14 protein-coding genes and 1 pseudogene are annotated in these 18591 nt (G+C 64.0%); 2 read left to right on the forward strand and 13 right to left on the reverse strand.

Going from position 1 to position 18591, the window contains the following annotated elements:
- From UNPF46_RS38165 to UNPF46_RS32350, 13 genes and pseudogenes are all read right to left on the reverse strand, one after another.
- Positions 1 to 182: pseudogene (locus UNPF46_RS38165) on the reverse strand (hypothetical protein); the annotation flags it as partial.
- Between the two features lie 181 nt (positions 183 to 363).
- Complete coding sequence (locus tag UNPF46_RS32290; RefSeq protein WP_142252764.1) at positions 364 to 1443, reverse strand: zinc-binding dehydrogenase; 1080 nt, start codon at positions 1441 to 1443, stop codon at positions 364 to 366.
- A 60-nt stretch (positions 1444 to 1503) separates the two neighbouring features.
- Positions 1504 to 2445 carry a DMT family transporter gene (locus tag UNPF46_RS32295; protein ID WP_174719355.1) on the reverse strand — a complete coding sequence of 314 codons (942 nt, stop codon included), beginning with the start codon at positions 2443 to 2445 and terminating at the stop codon, positions 1504 to 1506.
- Between the two features lie 188 nt (positions 2446 to 2633).
- The gene (locus UNPF46_RS32300; protein WP_142252765.1) at positions 2634 to 3473 is read right to left on the reverse strand and encodes an aldo/keto reductase; all 840 of its coding nucleotides are present in this window, start codon (positions 3471 to 3473) and stop codon (positions 2634 to 2636) included.
- 8 nt (positions 3474 to 3481) lie between these two features.
- Positions 3482 to 4378 carry an SMP-30/gluconolactonase/LRE family protein gene (locus UNPF46_RS32305; protein WP_142252775.1) on the reverse strand — a complete coding sequence of 299 codons (897 nt, stop codon included), beginning with the start codon at positions 4376 to 4378 and terminating at the stop codon, positions 3482 to 3484.
- Between the two features lie 181 nt (positions 4379 to 4559).
- Complete coding sequence (locus tag UNPF46_RS32310; RefSeq protein WP_142252766.1) at positions 4560 to 5645, reverse strand: metallophosphoesterase family protein; 1086 nt, start codon at positions 5643 to 5645, stop codon at positions 4560 to 4562.
- 253 nt (positions 5646 to 5898) lie between these two features.
- Positions 5899 to 8601, reverse strand: coding sequence for a nitrate reductase (locus UNPF46_RS32315; protein ID WP_142252767.1), 2703 nt, complete (start codon positions 8599 to 8601; stop codon positions 5899 to 5901).
- Position 8602: 1 nt separating this feature from the next.
- Positions 8603 to 9820 carry an NAD(P)/FAD-dependent oxidoreductase gene (locus UNPF46_RS32320; RefSeq protein WP_181770219.1) on the reverse strand — a complete coding sequence of 406 codons (1218 nt, stop codon included), beginning with the start codon at positions 9818 to 9820 and terminating at the stop codon, positions 8603 to 8605.
- Between the two features lie 10 nt (positions 9821 to 9830).
- Positions 9831 to 10259, reverse strand: a complete 429-nt coding sequence (locus tag UNPF46_RS32325; RefSeq protein WP_142252769.1) for a globin family protein — start codon at positions 10257 to 10259, stop codon at positions 9831 to 9833.
- 136 nt (positions 10260 to 10395) lie between these two features.
- Positions 10396 to 11775: an MFS transporter gene (locus UNPF46_RS32330; protein WP_142252770.1), complete on the reverse strand. Its 1380-nt coding sequence runs from the start codon at positions 11773 to 11775 to the stop codon at positions 10396 to 10398.
- Between the two features lie 339 nt (positions 11776 to 12114).
- A complete protein-coding gene (locus UNPF46_RS32340; protein ID WP_100179819.1) occupies positions 12115 to 12909 on the reverse strand; it encodes an ABC transporter ATP-binding protein in 795 nt (264 codons plus the stop codon).
- Positions 12910 to 12922: 13 nt separating this feature from the next.
- Positions 12923 to 13819 carry a nitrate ABC transporter permease gene (gene ntrB / locus UNPF46_RS32345; RefSeq protein ID WP_100179818.1) on the reverse strand — a complete coding sequence of 299 codons (897 nt, stop codon included), beginning with the start codon at positions 13817 to 13819 and terminating at the stop codon, positions 12923 to 12925.
- A 62-nt stretch (positions 13820 to 13881) separates the two neighbouring features.
- Positions 13882 to 15201 (reverse strand): CmpA/NrtA family ABC transporter substrate-binding protein, encoded by a 1320-nt coding sequence (locus tag UNPF46_RS32350; RefSeq protein WP_142252772.1) that lies wholly within the window; start codon positions 15199 to 15201, stop codon positions 13882 to 13884.
- 675 nt (positions 15202 to 15876) lie between these two features.
- Here UNPF46_RS32350 and UNPF46_RS32360 point away from each other — a divergent pair.
- Both UNPF46_RS32360 and UNPF46_RS32365 read left to right on the forward strand, forming a co-directional pair.
- A complete protein-coding gene (locus UNPF46_RS32360) occupies positions 15877 to 16716 on the forward strand; it encodes a formate/nitrite transporter family protein (RefSeq protein WP_142252773.1) in 840 nt (279 codons plus the stop codon).
- A 59-nt stretch (positions 16717 to 16775) separates the two neighbouring features.
- On the forward strand, positions 16776 to 18512 hold the full coding sequence (locus UNPF46_RS32365) for a bifunctional protein-serine/threonine kinase/phosphatase (RefSeq protein WP_181770220.1): 1737 nt from the start codon (positions 16776 to 16778) through the stop codon (positions 18510 to 18512).
- The last annotated feature ends 79 nt before the right edge of the window (positions 18513 to 18591 follow it).

An 18591-nucleotide genomic window follows, 5' to 3' on the forward strand; every position in this document is an offset into this window, starting at 1 on the left:
GCGCCGATGCCATCGGCGTCCACCGCCGCCCGGCCCGCGTTCGTGACGATCGCGATACGCCCCTCTTCCTTGGGCCGGGATGCCGCAACACATACGCGATATCCGAATTTCGGTAAAGTGGAATATTTTTGGCGCCAGGCCTTGCCCCACCGCTCGCGTGTTTTGCCCGTCAGGCAACGCAAGGGCTTGTAGCCCGGGCTCCATCCACGGGCGCGGCCAACCTCTCCCGCCTGCGGGAGAGGTTGGCCACGGAGCGCCGGGTGAGGGTTCTCTCCAAGCTGGGACTCCCGATGCGGAGATATCCTCTCCCCGGCGCTCCCCCGCAAGCGGGGGAGGGAGCGCACCGCCATCGGAGCGACATGATCATCGCCAGGGCTGCACGATGATCTTGGTATGGGCTTCAGGATTGGCGAGATCGGTAAAGGCTTTTGCGACGCCGTCGATGCCGACTTCGGCCGTCACCATGGCCGCGGCATCCACCTGCCCGTCCGCGATCAGGCGCAGCGACGCCGCGAACTCCTCCGGCGTGTAGCCGAGCACGTACTGGACGTTGAGCTCTTTCATGATGCCGAGCATGGGCTCGTTTCGGTCGTTCTCCATGCAGACGCCGACCACGACGATTTTGGCATCCCGCGGGGCGCCTTCGAACACCTGCTGCAACAAGCCGGGCACGCCGACGCATTCGAAGATGATTGCGGGCTTCAGTGCCGGCAGCATCGCCTGGAACGGAGGCCGCGCCGCCTTCTCCGCCTCGGACATCTGCGCGTGCTCGGCCCAGGTCGCATAGGGCTGCGACGCCTTTGGATCGACCACGATATCGGCGCCGAGCCGGGCCGCGAGCGCGCGCCGTGCCGGCGAATAGTCGGCGGCGATGATGGGATGCAGTCCCCTCAGCTTCAGCGCGGCGATCACCGCGAGCCCGACCGGGCCGCAGCCGATCACGAGCGGCACCTCGCCGCCACGGATGTTGGCTTTCGCCACGGCGTGGACTCCGACCGCGAGCGGCTCGGTCAGCGCCGCGTGTTCCGGGGCAAGGCCGTTCGGCACCTCGAGCAGCAGAGCTTCGCTCAGCAGCATCGCCTCGGCATAGCCGCCGATATTGTCGTTGGAATAGCCGATGCCCTCGATGCCCTGAGGCGTCAGCAGCGCCGGCAGCGAGCAGACGCGCGTGCCCGGCTTGAGCTTGCGCGCTGTGCCCGGACCGTAGTCGACGATCTCGCAGCAGAACTCATGGCCGAACACGACGTCGCGGGTGAGGTCCATCGGCTTCCGGCCGGCCTTCTTCGCCATCTCCACCATGCGATGGGCGTGCTGGCGCGCGTGCAGGTCGGAGCCGCAGATGCCGCAGGCGAGCGTCTTGACCAGCACCTGGCCGGGGCCCGGCTTGGGCTCGGCCATCTGGCCCACGATAATCTCACCGTTCCTGAAAATCGCAGCGCGCATTCGGCTCCTCCCCTGTTGTTGGGGCCGTTGATAGCACGAAGCGGGACGCGGCGACTTGCGTCAGGGGTTCGGGGAACGCTCTTCCAGCACCAGGAGCTGGGCGCGGCGGACGCGCTCGCGATGGGCGATGTAGAGACCGCTGGCGACGATGAAGGCGGCGCCGACGACGGTCCAGACGTCAGGGACCTCACCGAAGATGAAGTAGCCCAGAATGCTGACCCAGAGCAGCTGCGTGTAGGAGAACGGCGCCAGCACCGAGGCATCGCCGTAGCGATAGGCCAGCACGATGATCCACTGCCCGACGGTCGAGGCCACGCCGATCACGATGCCGAGCCCGATCGCGGTCCAGCTCGGCGTCACCCAGACGAACGGCACCATCACGGAGAGGATGGCGACGCCGGTCAGCGCGGAATAGGCCATGGTTGTCAGCACGGCCTCGCGCCCGCTCATCATGCGCGTCAGGATCAGCGCGGCAGCCCAGCAGAACGCCGAGACGATCGGGAAGAACGCGGCAGCGTGAAACGCGCTCGTGCCCGGCCGCAGGATGATCAGCACGCCGGTCAGGCCGATCGCCGTCGCGATCCAGCGCCGCATGCCGACCTTCTCGCTGAGGAAGATGATCGACAGCGCCGTGACGAACAGCGGCGAGACGAAGCCGGTGGCGGACGCTTCCGCGATCGGCAGGAAGCTCAGGCCGGTGATGAAGAACAGCGAGGAGCCGAGCAGCGCGGCACCGCGCATCAGCTGCAGGCCGAGCCGCTCGGTGCGCATCGCATGGAGCGGCGAACCCGGCAGCATCACCGGCGTGAACATCAGCGCGAACGTGACAAAGCGAATCCAGGTGATCTCGATCGAGGGCAGGCTGGTCGAGAGATATTTCGCGGTGGTGTCGGAGCAGCCGAGAAAGATCGTCGACAGCAACACCAGCGCGATGCCCTTGAAGGGATGGTCGACTCGCGCAGGTGCGCGGCGAGCCTTCTGCTTCTTCTCCGGCACGGGCATGGGGATACTGTCGAGCCTTGCGGCTGCGGCGGGCGGCGGTGTCACGGCTGGAACCCGGGAAAATGCGAATCGAGAACGGTTGTAAAAAAACGCCAAATGCGCCGCGTTCACAACTTCCGAAAACAGGATGCCGATATGCACTGACGTCCGCGCGCGTCAATGCTCCGTTAATAATGAGCGTTTGTGCACTACAGCATGGGCAGACTGCGCGGCTTCGGACCGCGCGGAAACGCCGCATCGAGCGCCGCAATCTCGTCTTTCGTCAGCACGAGGCTACCTGCCGCCGCATTCTCGGCGGCGTGTTCGGCAGACGAGGCCTTCGGAATCGCGAACACCGTAGTCGCACGGGTGAGGAAGCTCAGCGCGACCTGACGCGGTGTCGCGCGCCGCATCTCAGCAATGCGGGTAAGCACCGCGCCGCCCTTGCTGCGCGCATCCGGAAAATCGTCGTGCCCGAACGGCGAATAGGCGACGACGGCGACACCATGCTTCTCGCACCACGGGATCACCGCATGCTCGATCGCGCGTTCCTTCAGATGATAGAGCACCTGATTGCAGGCGATACGGCCTTCGCCGGCCACATCGAGGATCTCGTCGAGGTCGTCGGCGTCGAAATTGGAAACACCCCATGATTTGATCTTCCCTGCCGTCACGAGGTCCTCGAACGCAGCGACCGTGTCTTCCAACGGATAGGAACCGCGCCAGTGCAGGAGATAGCAGTCGAGACGATCCGTCTTCAGCCGCTTCAGCGAGCGCTCGCAGGCGGTGATGGTTCCGCGGCGCGAGGCGTTGCTCGGCAGCACCTTGGAAACCAGGAACGCCTCGTCGCGACGGCCCGCGATGGCGTCGGCAATGACGAGCTCCGCATCGCCATACATCTCGGCAGTGTCGATATGCGTCATGCCGAGATCGAGCCCGCGCTGAAGCGCGGCAATCGCGCGCTTGCGGTCGCCGTGGTCGAGATACCAGGTGCCCTGCCCGATCACGGAGACGCTGGCGCCGGTTTTGCCGAAAGAGTTTGTGTTCATGTTAGAGCTCACAGTCCGCCGATATCCGCCACCAGCACGCTGCCGGTCGACGACTCCGTGACATAGAGACGATCCTTGTTGGCGCCACCGATCGCGACATTGGTGCAATTCGGTCCCGCGCACGATTTGATTCGCGCGATCAATTCGCCGTTGGGAGCGAACACGAAGACGTGGCCGAGCGAGGCGTGGCCGACGAACAGTCGGCCCTTGGCGTCCATCGTCATGCCATCGGGTCCGCTGGTGCCGAACAGCGAGCAGAAGCGGCCGACCTTGGACACACTGCCGTCCTTCATGAATGGCAGTCGCCACACTGCATTGTCGCGGGTCATGGCGACGAACAGCACGGTTTCGGTTGGGTCGAGCACCAGGCCGTTCGGACTGATGCCGGTATCAAGGAGGCAATCGAGCCGGCCGTTCAATGCCAGCCGATAGACCCGGCCACTCGGATCATGCAAGCCGGTCTGCCCCTGATCGGTGAAATAGATGTCGCCATTGGACGCAAGATGCAGATCGTTGCAGCCTCGAAACGATTCCGAATTGCGCGAGGTCAACACCGGCATGACGCGGCCGGCTTTGGCGTCGAGCTCCATGATGCCATGCATGTAATCGGCGACCAGGATGCGGCCGTCGGATGCGATCTTCAGGCCGTTCGGCCATCCCTCATACTCGGCGACCTGCGACCATTCACCGTCCGGCGCGATGCGGAAGATGCGGCCGAACGGAATGTCGACGATGTAGAGATTACCGTCCCCGTCGAAGGATGGTCCCTCGATGAAGCTGTCTGTCGGCAGATTCGGCCGATTGGCATCGGCCCAATCGGTCCGCACGCCCTTGCGGCGGAACTTGTCGGGCATGGCGGAGAAGAGCTTGGTTTCGATAAGGCGCGGCGGCGTTTCCAGGTACATCATTGTTGTCGTGACTGTTCCCCTTAAAGAACGGAGCGCGCGTCAGCTTAAGCCACGATCCGGCGGGCGTCGAGGCAGACAGATCGGAGCAGCGCAGCGATCCCTCGCACCTTTGCAGCTGCACTTCAAGGATTCCATGACCATGGCCCGCGCAAGCCTACTCCAACGATGTCCGCTAAACTCAGGCTGGCGGCTTGCGATTGCAGCTCTCTTCGCCGACAGGCAACTCGACCTGCGGTCCGTCAACAGCAACGAACGACCATTTGTAGCCATCGCGATAAAGGATCAGCTTCAGGAATCCTCTGCTCTTGTTGGCAAAGCGCTCGCTCAGTGGATGCTTGACATAGGTGGAATACAACGTCGCGCCCCCGGTGCCGACGACGAACGAGCGCACACCTTTGCTGGCGTCAACCTTCCCCTTACCGTCAACCTTCGGAAACTGCTCGAGGTGATGGTCGTGCCCGGAAACCAGGATCGTCGCACCCTGTTCGTACAAGATCGGCATGAGCTGCGCGATCGGCTCATAGGCCTTCCCCTTTCCATGCTCACCTGAACTCGCGAAGAACGGATGCGTAAAGACTAGTACGCAACGAGCCGTTGATGCCGAAAGCTGTTCCTTGAGCCACTTCTTTGGATCGACGTCACTGCCGTAAAAATTCAGTCCGGCGAGTAGCCACCCCTCGCTGTTGGGAAAGCGGGTGACAAAGCTGAGTCTCTTGTCTTCCGCTCCAGATGGACTGCCCGCCCCGCTCTTCAGCTCCGCAATGCGCTGACCAAAGTACTCCCGGTAGTGCTTCACCGGCGTGAGTTTCTTGGCGGGCGTAATATCGTCGGAATAGTCGTGGTTTCCCGGTACGGGAAAGATACGGTTCTTATACACGCCCCATGTCGAGACGAAGCTATTGAAGCAGGACGCGTAAGTCCCGGGCTGCGCCTTCCGGTGTTTGTAATCCGCATAGGCCAGATCGCCCAAGGCCAGGATACCGAGCGGAATGTCCTTCGCGGCCTCGATCTCCTTCTGGATCTGCCCTGCCATCGCGGCATGCTTGTCGCCGGTCTGATGGCAACCCGTGATGTCGCCCGCGGCCAACAGAATTGCGATCGGCTCTCCGCTCGGGCTGTCGGCCCGGCAGACCGTCAGCCCCAAAGCGGTGAGGGTCGGCAGCAGGCAGCCGACCAACAGCGCCCAATTGCGAGGCCTCGTAGGGTTTGAAAGGACGTTGGCAATTCCTCGGAGCATCATCATCTCCAATAGCTCGCTGCTCACCCGGCAATCCGGGATTGCGTTAAATCGATTTGCAGAAATCGCGCTTAAGTTGAGCGATGACGCATCAACTTGCAAGAAGGAACGAGAAACGAGGAGACGGCGCGGCTGCGTCAGAATGTATCACGACCGTTGGATAGCCCACTGAAGTGCGGGAAATCGCGCCGCTTCAACAACCCAAGCCACATTCCGGATTCGCGGCCGACAGCACGGCTGATTTGCTTCGCGCTATCGTGAGTCGGCGACGGCGGGATCTCTATCCCACCGCGCTCGCGACCTTCGACTGCCTCGCCGGCAGGTCCGTCGTCGCAATCAACCGCTTCAGCTCCGGGATGCACGACCCGCAATTGGTGCCGGCCTTGAGCTTGGCGCCGATCTCGGCGGCGGTGCGTGCGCCGGCCGCGATGGTGTCGCAGATGGTTCCGCGGCCGACGCCGAAGCAGGCGCAGACGATCGGGCCGGTCGACGCGGCGCCCTCGCTGGATTTGCCCGACAGCAGCATGCGACGCTGATCGTCGGTGACGTGGTCTGCGACGAACAGGCTCTTCACCACCTCCCAGTCGCCGGCGTCATGCGCGGGACCGACGAACAGGCAGGTCTCGATGCGATCGCCCACGAACGAGGCCGCACGATAGACGCCACCGCCGAGATCGCGGTAGTCCGCAACGTCCTCGCCGGCGACACTCGCGAGCCAGGCCGGCCAACGTGAAAGGTCCGCATTGTCGGCAAAGAGATAGCCGAAGCCACCGGCGACGGTGACGCGGGTCCACAACAGGTTCGGCGGAAGCTCGAGCTGCTTGCGCGACAGCGCAAAGCCGCGGAAGACGAATTCGTAAGGCGCGATCGCGGCCGGCGTCGCCTTGGACTCCGGCTGCCCGGAGAACGGATCGGTGAACGACTGCACCAGCGCGCCGACGCGGCCGTGCGAGGCATTCATCGCACTCCAGTGGATCGGCACGAACAGCGTGCCGCGCTGCTGGCTCTCGCTGACGACGGCCTTCAGGATGCACTGGCCGTAATCGGTGGTGACGCGGGCATAGCCATCATGAACGATGCCGTATTTGCCGGCGTCGTCGGGATGGATCTCGACGAAAGGCTCCGGCAGATGCGCGCCAAGGCGCTGGCTGAGGCCCGTGCGCGTCATGGTGTGCCACTGGTCGCGGATGCGCCCTGTGTTGAGCCTGAGGGGGCGCGAGGCACTGGTCTCGCTGCGCAGCGACGGCACCTCCGGCGCGACGAAGCGGCCCTTGCCGTCATTGGTGAAGAACCCGCCGTTCGCGAAGAAACGCTCGCCGGGCACCCCGCCTTCGCGCACGGGCCACTGCACCGGCTTCAGGGTGTCGAAGCCTTCGTCGGAGAGCGAGGTCAGCGCGCCAATGTCGAAATCACGGCTGCCATCGTTTTCGAAAGCCGAGAGCGCGGCATGCTCGCGGAAGATATCGGCGGCCGATTTATAGTTGAAGCTGTCGCCGAAGCCGAGACGCTTTGCGGTCTCGCTGAGGATCCACCAATCGGGGCGGGCCTCGCCGGGCGCCGGCAGGAACGAGCGCTGGCGCGAGATGCGGCGCTCGGAGTTGGTCACCGTGCCTGACTTCTCGCCCCAGGCCAGCGCCGGTAGCAGCACATGCGGGCCGACCTCGACGGTGTCGTTGGAGAGCACGTTCTCGGAGACGACGAACAGCTCGAGCTTCTTCAGCGCCTCGCGCACGAAGTCCGCATCGGGCAGCGACACCGCGGGGTTGGTGCCCATCACCCACAGCGCTTTCACTTCGCCGCGGTTGATCGCCTCGAACAGCTGCACCGCCTTCAACCCCTCATGAGTGGCGATGCGCGGCGCCTTCCAGAACCGCCTGACGCGGTCGATGTCGGGCGGGGTGAAGCCCATGTGGGCGGCCAGCATATTGGCGAGGCCGCCGACCTCGCGACCGCCCATCGCGTTGGGTTGGCCGGTGAGCGAAAACGGCGAGGCGCCGGGCTTGCCGATGCGTCCCGTCGCGAGATGGCAGTTCAGGATCGCGTTGACCTTGTCGGTGCCCTGCGCCGACTGGTTGACCCCTTGCGAATAGAGCGTGACGACCTTCTCGGTGGCGCGGAACATCTTGAAGAAGGCGGCGACGTCCCGCTCGGACAGGCCGGTGGCGAGCGCGGTCGCAGTGACGCTGCCGGCGATATTGCGCGCACGCGCCAGCGCGTCATCGAAACCCGACGTGTTCTGCGCGATGTAGTCATGGTCCAGTGCTCCGCTGTCGACGAGATGGACGAACAGGCCGGAGAACAGTGCGGTGTCGGTGCCGGGCTTGAGGCCGAGGAAAAGGTCGACGTCTTCAGCGGTGTCGGTGCGCCGCGGATCGATCACGATCATGCGCGCGCCGCGTTCTTGCCTGTTCTTCAGCATCCGCTGGAACAGCACCGGATGACACCAGGCCGCGTTGGAGCCGACGAAGACCAGCAAATCGGCCTGATCGAGATCCTCATAGCAACCGGGCACGGTATCCGAGCCGAAGGCACGGCGATGGCCGGCGACCGAGGACGACATGCAGAGCCGCGAATTGGTGTCGACGTTGGCCGTACCGACAAAGCCCTTCATCAGCTTGTTGGCGACGTAATAGTCTTCCGTCAACAGCTGGCCGGAGAGATAGAACGCGATCGCATCGGCGCCGTCGCGGGCCACGATGTGCTGCATGCGATGGGCGACGTGATCCAGCGCATCGCTCCAGGCCACGCGCTCGAGCACGCCCTTGCAGCGGATCATCGGATAGAGCAGACGTCCTTCGAGGCCAACGGTCTCGCCGAGCGCAGAGCCTTTCGAACACAGCCGGCCGAAATTGGCGGGATGATCGGGATCGCCCGCGATCGCGGCCCCGCCCTTGCCGTCGGGTGTCGCCAGCACGCCGCAACCGACGCCGCAATAGGGGCATGCCGTTCGGGTGGCACGGAGGTCTGGATCGATTGCCGTCATATCAAGCCGCTTTCGAAGGCAGCGCAAGCGCGCGGCCGAACATCATGTCGGCGCGGATCGCCGCCACCTTGTCGCGAGTGCGGATCAGCTCGAGATACCAGAGCGCATCGATCGTATCGCCGATCAGCACCGCGCCGGTGAGCCGGCCGTCAGTGATCACGAGCTTCTTGTAGGTGCCGCGCCTGCGATCGGTCAGCACCAGGCTCTCGCTGCCCTCGCCGCCCATGAAGTCGCCGGCGGAGAACACGCTGACGCCGGAGACCTTGAGGTTGGTCGAGACCACACTGCCCTGATAGGCGGCGGGCCGGCCGGCCAGATGCCGCGCCAACGCCCGCGCCTGCTCGTAGGCAGGCTCGACCAGACCATAGCAGGTGCCTCGATGCTCGGCGCATTCACCGAGTGCGAAGATGTCGGGCGAGGAGGTTTGCATCACGTCGCTGACGACGACGCCGCGGTTGACCGCAATCCCGGCCTCCTTCGCCAGCGCGACGTTCGGCTTGATGCCGGCAGCGAAGATCACCGCATCGGCCTCGATGCGGCTGCCGTCCGCAAGCTCTACGGCCTCGACGTGACCATCGCCATGGATGCGGGCGGTGGAGGCGTTGAGCAGGATGCGGATGCCCTTGCGCTCGACCAGCGTCTTGAGCAGGTCGGCCGCGGGCGCGTCGAGCTGACGCTCCATCAGCCGGTCCATCAGATGCAGCAGCGTGACGGGCGCGCCGGCCTTGGCGAGGCCATAGGCTGCTTCAAGTCCGAGCAGGCCGCCGCCGACCACGACGACGCGCTTCTTCGCCGCGGCGAGCGTCAGCAAGAGATCGACGTCGCGGGTGTCGCGGAAGGTGTGAACGCCGGCGAGATCGGCGCCGGGCACGTTGAGCCGCAGCGGCGTCGAGCCGGTCGCGAGCACGAGCTTGGAATATTCCATGCTCTCCTCGCCCTCGATCTTCAGCTCACGGCGGCCGACATCGATTTCGGTGACGCGATAGCCGTAGCGGACGGTGACGCCGCGATGGCGCCACCAGTCCGCCGGCCGCAGCTCGATCTCGTGCGAGCCGGTCTCGCCGGCCAGCACGGATGAGAGCAGCACGCGATTGTAAGCGAGCCGCGGCTCTTCACCGATGACGGCGACCGCGTAGCGGCCGAGCGCGGTCTTGGCGAGCTCGTCGACCAGACGCGCGGCTGCCATACCGTTACCGACGATGACCAGCGGTTCACTCACGAGGCATCTCCTATTCAGCGGCCTGCGGCCGTGCGCCGTAGGCTTCGGACATCATGTAGCCGGACAGCACGCCGTAAGCGTCGGTCCAGGCCTTTGCCAGTTCGGGCGTCCACGCCTCGCCGAGACCCTTCTCCAGGGTCCACAGCAGCGTCGCGCCGACCACGGGATAGTGCTCGGCCATCGCGCCATAGGCGACGTGACGCTTGGCGAGTGCGGAGGCCGCCGGAAGAATCGTATCGAGGTTCGACAGGCCGCCCACGACGGCAGCGAGCATGCCCATCAACTTCTTGCGCTGCTCGGTCATGTCCTCGGGAAACATGGCGCGCACGGACGGCGCCACCTCGAACAAGCGATCGTAGAACAGCACCGCGGCCTGCTCCGATATCGGTGCGACCTTGGCGAAGCTCTGCTGGATGAGGGTGATCTGTTCGGGCGTCATGATGTGCTCCTGTCTGTCTCGGTTTGCCTTGGTGCGCGCCGTTGCGAACAAGGTTCATGGGTCAAACGTCATCAGAGAGTCTTCTCCCCGCGTACGGGGAGAAGCGACATTCGTGCCAAGTAACTTGCGCCAAGTGTCAGACCCTTGCTTCAGCAAGGCTTGAGGCGCCTTCGCCCTGCGGACTGCGACGCAGATAGAACCACCAGGTCAGAGCGAGGCAGGAGGCGTAGAAGCCGAGATAGATCGCGAGCGCGAGCTGCGGGCCGCCGGTCAAGGCGATCGACTTGCCGAAACCGGTCGGGATCAGGTAGCCGCCGACGGCGCCGATCGCGCCGATGAAACCAACCGCCGCACCGCTCTCGATGCTCGCCGTCTTCAGCGCAACCGCGCGCGCCGCATCGCCCTTGCCGCGCACCTTGAACAGGTTTTCTTCGCGGAAGATCGAAGGGATCATGCGGTAGGTCGAGCCGTTGCCGATGCCCGTCGTCACGAACAGGATCAGGAACATCGACAGGAAGCCGATGAAGTCCTTGTGCCCGACGAAGTAGAGCACGCCGACCGTCGCCGCCGCCATCGCGATGAAGTTCCAGAAGGTGAGGATGGAGCCGCCGATCCTGTCGGCGAGCCAGCCACCGAGCGGTCGCGATAGCGAACCGACGAGCGGTCCGAGGAACGCGATCGAGATCGTCACCGACGGGAACTGCGTCTTGATCAGCAGCGGAAACGCCGCGGAGTAGCCGATGAAGGATCCGAACGTGCCGATATAGAGGTAGGCCATGATCCAGGTGTGCTTGCGCTTGACGATGGCAAGCTGGTTCCGGACCGACGATTTCGCCGTGGTGAGATTGTTCATGAAGAACACGGCGCCGAACACCGCGATCGCGATCGGCAGCACCCACATCAGGCCGGCGTTCTGCAGGAAGACGCCGTCGACGGGCGTGGCCTGGAAAAGGTTGAAGACGGCGAGCGTCATCAGGATCGGGGTCAGCAGCTGCACGCTGGAGACGCCGATATTGCCGCCGGCGGCGTTCAGGCCGAGCGCCCATCCCTTCATCCTGTCGGGGAAGAAGAAGGAGATGTTGGTCATGCTGGAGGCGAAGTTGCCGCCGCCGAGACCCGCGGTCGAGGCGATCAGCAGCATCAGCCAGAACGGCGTATCGGGCTGGCCCACGAAATAGGCCAGCGACAGCGTCGGAATGAACAGGATCGCCGCACTGAAGATGGTCCAGTTGCGGCCGCCGAAGGTGGTCACCGCAAAAGTGTAGGGAAAGCGCATGAAGGCGCCGATCAGGCCCGGCACCGCGACGAGCTGGAACAGCTGGTCGGTAGTGTAGTGGAAGCCCGCCTGCGGCAGCTTGGTGGTGACGATGCTCCAGATCAGCCAGACCGAGAAGCCGATATGTTCGGCTACGATCGACCAGATCAGGTTGCGTCGGGCGATGGTCTTGCCGCCCGCATTCCAGAACGCCTCATCTTCGGGGCGCCAGTCTGAAATCCAAGTAGGATTCTTCGTCATTGAGTATCCCTTCCAGGCTCACCGCTGCGTCGTTGCAGGCTCTGCCTCCAGACAAGGAGGCGCGCTCCGAGGCATCACCCCGGTGGCGAGTTCACGATGCTGATTGATGATGTTGAGGGACGTCGTCGTTGGCGTCGCGCAAAGACGTTTCAATTTCCGTGCCAATTGCGCGCACGCTGGAAATTCAGGGATTTCAGGACGTTATTCGCATTGACCGAAATTGTTGCAGGGCTTTCTCGCACGCTTAATTTGCGATTCGCTCAATCCTTGTGCGACGCACAAGGATTGAGCGAGATGTCGATTATTTGAGCGCAGCTATTCCTCGCGTTAACGCCTGGTTTACGCGGCCTCAACGAAGCGATGACGCTCGTAGAGGAATTCGAGCACGCGCTGGCGGCACTTCAGATATGTGGTGTTGGTGGCGAGCTCGAGCCGTTTGCGCGGACGCGCGAGCGGCACCTCCAGCACCTCGCCGATGCGCGCGCTCGGCCCGTTGGTCATCATCACGATGCGGTCGGACAGCAGCACGGCCTCGTCGACGTCGTGGGTGATCATCAGGATGGTGTTGCCGAGCTTCTGATGCAGCGCCATCACGGAGTCCTGCAGATGCGCGCGCGTCAGCGCGTCGAGCGCGCCGAACGGCTCGTCCAGCAGCAGCACCTTCGGCTCCATGGCCAGCGCCCGGGCGATGCCGACGCGTTGCTTCATGCCGCCGGAGATTTCGTTAGGACGCTTGTCCCGGGCATGGGCCATCTGCACAAGGTTGAGATTGTGCATCACCCAGGCGTCGCGCTCGGCCCTCGTCTTGGTCTTGCTGAAGACCTTGTCGACGCCGAGCTTGACGTTTTCGTAGACGGTGAGCCACGGCAACAAGCTGTGGTTCTGGAACACCACGGCGCGGTCGGGCCCCGGCGAGTTCACCTCGCGGTTCTCCAGCAGCACGCCGCCGGTGGTGGCGCCCGTCAGCCCTGCGATGATGTTGAGCAGGGTCGACTTGCCGCAGCCGGAATGGCCGATGATCGAGACGTATTGCCCCTTCTCGATGGTCAGGTTGATGTCCTTCAGCACCTCCGTGGTGGCGGCGCCGCGGGTGAAGATCTTGTCGATGTGGTCGAGCTTCAGATAGGCGGTCATGTGTCCCTTCCCCTTAGCTTGTCGCGGTGCCGCGGGTGACGAACTTGCCGAGGCCCGCAATCAGGCGGTCGAGCACGAAGCCGACGATGCCGACATAGAACAGCGCCAGGATGATCTCGCTGATGTGCGAAGAGTTCCAGGCGTCCCAGATGAAGAAGCCGATGCCGACGCCGCCGATCAGCATTTCCGCGGCGACGATGGCGAGCCACGACAGGCCGATGCCGATGCGAAGGCCGGTGAAGATGTAGGGCGCGGCCGCCGGGATCATGATCTTGGAGAAGAATTCGAGCGGATTGAGCTGCACCACCGCGGCGACGTTGCGATAGTCCTGTGGGATGTTGCGGATGCCGACCGCGGTGTTGATGATGATCGGCCAGATCGAGGTGATGAAGATGACGAAGATCGCCGAGGGCTGGCCGTCGCGGAACGCGGCGAGCGACAGCGGTAGCCAGGCCAGCGGCGGAATGGTGCGCAGCACCTGGAACAGCGGATCGAGTCCGCGCATCGCCCAGACCGACTGCCCGACCAGCACGCCGAGCGCGATGCCGGCGATCGCCGAGAGCGAATAGCCCAGCGCCACGCGCTGAAGACTGGCGGAGAGATGCCAGAACAGCCCCTTGTCGATGCCGCCATGATCGAAGAACGGATCGAGGATCAGCTCCTTGGTGTCCTTGAACACTTTTGACGGCGGCGGCAGCGCCGAGCCGGCGCGGCGGCAGACCAGCTCCCAGACGAGTGTCAGCAGCGCGATCACGACCAGCGGCGGGATCACGCGCACCGCGGTCTCCCTTGCCATGCGCGCGTAAGCCTCGCTGCGCGGCGGGCGCTTCGGCGTCATCGCGACGACCGGCGCGGCGCTGGCCGCAGGCGTCGCGGTCTCAACCTCAATCTTCGTGGCAGGCATGTTCATCGCAATATCTCTCCGGCTTCCCAAGACGAAGCGGCCGCCTCGCGGGCGGCCGCAGGGCTGCATCAGACTTCGACGCGCTTGATCGCGAGCGACTTCAGATAGGCCGCCGGATTTTCGGGATCGAACACCTTGCCGTCGAAGAAGGTCTCCTTGCCGCGCGAGATCGAGGTCGGAATCTCGGCAGCCGCAACGCCGAGCGTCTTGGCCGCATCGCGCCACATATCCTCGCGGTTGACCTTGGCGATCAGCGCCTTGGTGTCGAAATTCGCCTCGTATTTGCCCCAGCGGATGTCCTCGGTGAGGAACCAGAGGTCGTGGCTCTGGAACGGATAGGAGGCGTGATCGCGCCAGTACTTCATGACATGCGGCGAGTTCTCGACCACCTTGCCGGGGATGCCGTAATCGAACTTGCCCGCGGTGCGATCGAGCACGTCCTCGACCGGGCAGTTCATCCACTGTCGCTTGCCCATGATGGCGGCGAGCTCGGCCTTGTTCTCGGCCTTGTCCGCCCACTGCTGGGCTTCCATCACGGCCATCAGGAGCGCCTTGGCAGCCTTCGGATATTTGTCGACGAAGGCGGCGCGCATGCCGAAGGATTTTTCGGGATGCTTGTTCCAGAGTTCGCCGGTGGTGACCGCGGTATAGCCGATCTTCTGATGGATCAGCTGCAGGTTCCAGGGCTCGCCGACGCAGAAGCAGTCCATGGTGCCGACCTTCATGTTGGCCACCATCTGCGGCGGCGGCACCACGATGGTCTCGATGTCCTTGTCGGGATCGATGCCGCCGGCGGCGAGCCAATAACGAATCCAGAGGTCGTGGGTGCCGCCCGGGAAAGTCATCGCGGCCTTCACCGCCTTGCCCGAGGCCTTCTTCTTCTCCAGCGCCGCCTTGAACGGCGAAGCATCGACACCGAGCTTGAGGTCGGCATATTCGTTGGCGACCGAGATGCACTGGCTGTCGAGATTGAGCCGCGCCAGGATGTACATCGGCGTCGGCTGGTTGTTCTGCGTCACCTTGCCGGCCGAGATCAGGTACGGCATCGGGGTGAGGATGTGCGCGCCGTCGATGCCGTTGCCTTCCGAGCCGAGCACGAGGTTGTCACGCGTGGTGCCCCACGACGCCTGCTTCTGCACGTCAGTGTCAGGCATGCCGTATTTGGCGAACAGGCCCTTGTCCTTGGCGACGAACAATGGGCCGGCATCGCTGAGCGCGATGAAGCCGAGCTTGGCGCCCTTGACCTCGGGACCTGCATCCTGCGCGAAGGCGCCGGCGGGGAAATTCAGCTTGGCGGCGGCGAGAAGGGCCGCGGTAGAGCCGGCGGCTTTCAACAATTGACGGCGGCTGAGGCCAGTCTCGGAGGGCCGGCGAATGCGCTTGGTCATAGGCGGTGTCGTCCTTTGCGTCGTTGCGAATGATTGCGTCAGTGCGCACGAGCAGCCCGTCCGTCCGTGACGCCCGAAAAGGGCGCATGCGAACGCGCGACGGGGAGACCCCCGTTCGGGTGGCGTCAGCAAATCGGATGAGAAGTCTCGCGGGACGGCTTCAATGGCGTCGGCCTGGAACCATTCAAGCTTCATGCCAAGCGCGCCTCCGTCAAAAACGACGATTAATCAAATGCTTGCGGTTATCGCGCCAGACTACCGCAGATCCATTCCGCACGCGGAATTTGCGGTCTGCTCAACAATTGTGCGACGCACAAACGTTGTGCAGGCGCTCAAGCAAAAGGCGGCAAGATGCGCCAAAGCAGGATCGCAGCAGGTACCATCCGATTGATATTGCTTGATCTTTCAGCCTCTCCGCTACGGCACGCAACTTGCATTTCCTTCTGCGTCAACGAAGACTGCGGTTTGCCGCATTATTGCAGCCTCTGGCGGCTGCAAACCGGAAGCTCAACTGCTTCGCGGCCCTCCTCGGCTCAGTCGTCGTGACGCGATTCCCAAGGCTTCCAGACCTCCCATAGCCCTCGTGTGCGGCAACCAGCCCGCACGACCCATGATGTTCAGCCGCGCTCTCGCCAGGGGCGTGTCGGTCTCACTTACGAAGCAAAGGAACCATTGATGTCGTATCTCGCGCCTTCGGAATTCGTCACCAAGATGGTGGATGCAGGCGAGTCCAAGATCTTCATGTCCACCCGGGATACCATCATCCGCGCCTACATGGCCGGCGCCATCCTGGCACTGGCGGCCTGGTTCGCCGTCACGATCAACGTCAACACCGGCCAGCCGCTGGTCGGCGCGCTGCTGTTCCCGGTCGGCTTCGTCATGCTCTATTTGCTGGGCTTCGACCTCCTGACCGGCGTGTTCGTGCTCTCGCCGCTCGCCTTGATCGACAAGCGTCCCGGCGTCACCTTCGGCGGCGTGCTGCGCAATTGGGGCTTGGTCTTCGTCGGCAACTTCGCCGGCGCCTTCACGGTGGCCTTCATGATGGCCTTCGTCACGACGTTCGGCTTCACGCAGGCGCCCGACAAGGTCGGCGCGGCGATCGGCAACATCGGCGAGGGCCGAACGCTCGGTTATGCCGCGCATGGTGCGGCCGGCATGGCGACGCTGTTCATGCGCGGAATGCTCTGCAACTGGATGGTCTCGACCGGCGTCGTCGGCGCCATGATCTCGACCTCCGTCCCGGGCAAGGTCATCGCGATGTGGATGCCGATCCTGGTGTTCTTCTACATGGTGTTCGAGCATTCCGTCGTGAACATGTTCCTGTTCCCGTCGGGCCTGATGCTGCACGCAAAGTTCTCGATCATGGATTATCTGATCTGGAACGAGATCCCGACCGTGCTCGGCAACCTCGTCGGCGGCCTCGCCTTCACCGGTATGACGCTCTACGCCACGCACGTCATGACCCTGCCGAAGCGCCAGATCGACAAGGCGGCGAAGCCCCGCGTCGTCGCCTGAGCGAAACGTCTCGACAGGTGAGCCTCGCCCGAGCAGGGTGAGGCTCCCCTCCCCTGGTGATGACGATGACCCGCGGACTTCTGATTTCGGTCGGCCAGCACTCCGACAAGGGTCGCAAGCCCGTCAACCAGGACTTTCACGGCGTCCTCATTCCCGAGGAGCCGCTGCTCGGCCTGAAGGGCATCGCGGCGGTCCTCGCCGACGGCATCTCCTCTAGCAGCGTGAGCCAGATCGCCAGCGAGTCGGCGGTCAAGAGCTTCCTGATGGATTACTACTGCACGTCGGAATCCTGGACGGTGAAGACCTCCGCCCGCCGCGTGCTGGATGCCACCAATTCCTGGCTTCATGCGCAGACGCGCAAGAGCCAATATGCCTATGACCGCGACAAGGGCTATGTCTGTACCCTCAGCGCCATGGTCATCAAGGCGACCACCGCGCACATCTTCCATGTCGGCGACTGCCGCATCTACCGCGTCGCGGGCAAGGCGCTGGAGCAGCTGACCGACGATCACCGCATCATCGTCTCGTCCGAGCAGACCTATCTCGGCCGCGCGCTCGGCATCAACCCGCAGCTCGAGATCGACTACCAGGCATTCGAGGTCGAAGCCGGCGACACCTTCCTGCTGGCGACCGACGGCGCCTATGAGTTCGTCGACGCGCGTTTCATCACCGGCGCGCTGACCGAGCATGCCGCCGAGCTCGACGGGGCGGCAAAGGCGATCGTCGAGGAAGCCTACCGGCGCGGCAGCGACGACAACATCACCGTCCAGATCATTCGCATCGACGCGGTGCCGCAGCGCGAGCCGGCCGGCATCTTCAACCAGACCTCGGAGTTGCCGCTTCCCCCGCTGCCGGAGCCGCGGGCGCTGTTCGACGGCTACCGGATCGTCCGCGAGATCCACGGCAGCAGCCGCAGTCACATCTATCTTGCCGTCGACACCGAGACCGAGCAGCCGGTCGCGCTCAAGCTGCCATCGATCGATTTGCGCGACAATGCCGCCTATCTCAAGCGCTTCCTGATGGAGGAGTGGATCGCACGCCGGATCGACAGCCCGCACGTTCTGAAGCCGCTGTCACAGTCGCGGCGGCGCGGCTATCTCTATGTCGCGACCGAATTCGTCGAAGGCCAGACCTTGAGGCAGTGGATGACCGACAATCCGCGCCCGGATCTCGAAACCGTGCGGGGCCTCATCGAGCAGATCGCCGCGGGCCTGCGCGCCTTCCACCGCATGGAGATGCTGCATCAGGACCTCAGGCCCGACAACATCCTGATCGACAAGACCGGCACCGCGAAGATCATCGACTTCGGATCGGTCAGGGTTGCCGGCGTCGCGGAGGCGGCGCCGCCGGACCAGGCCGACGAGATCCTGGGCACGGTCCAGTATACGGCGCCTGAATACTTTCTCGGGCAAGGCGGCTCGCCGCGCTCCGACATGTTCTCGCTGGCGGTGATCTGCTACCAGATGCTGACGGGAAAGCTTCCTTATGGCACCCAGATCGCCAGGATCCGGCGCAAGGCGGACGTACGGCGGCTCAAATATCGCTCCGTAGACGACGACCGTAACGTGCCGGCCTGGGTCGACGGCGCGCTCCGGCGCGCGCTGCATCCCGATCCGTACAAGCGGCACGAAGATCTGTCGGAATTCGTCTACGAGCTGCGCACGCCCAATCCGGCCTATCTCGACACGCGGATCACGCCCCTCCTGGAGCGCAGCCCGCTGATGTTCTGGAAGCTGACCTCGGCCGTGCTCGCCTGCGCCGTCGTCGTGCTGCTGGCGCTGCTGCATGCACGCTAGAGCATTTTCGGTTCTGATTGAATCAGAACCGAAGCTCTAGATTCTTGTTTTGACGCGTTTTCTTCACGCGAACCGGTGT

This window comes from Bradyrhizobium sp. UNPF46 (assembly GCF_006658625.1).
In the GTDB taxonomy this organism is placed as follows: domain Bacteria; phylum Pseudomonadota; class Alphaproteobacteria; order Rhizobiales; family Xanthobacteraceae; genus Bradyrhizobium; species Bradyrhizobium nitroreducens.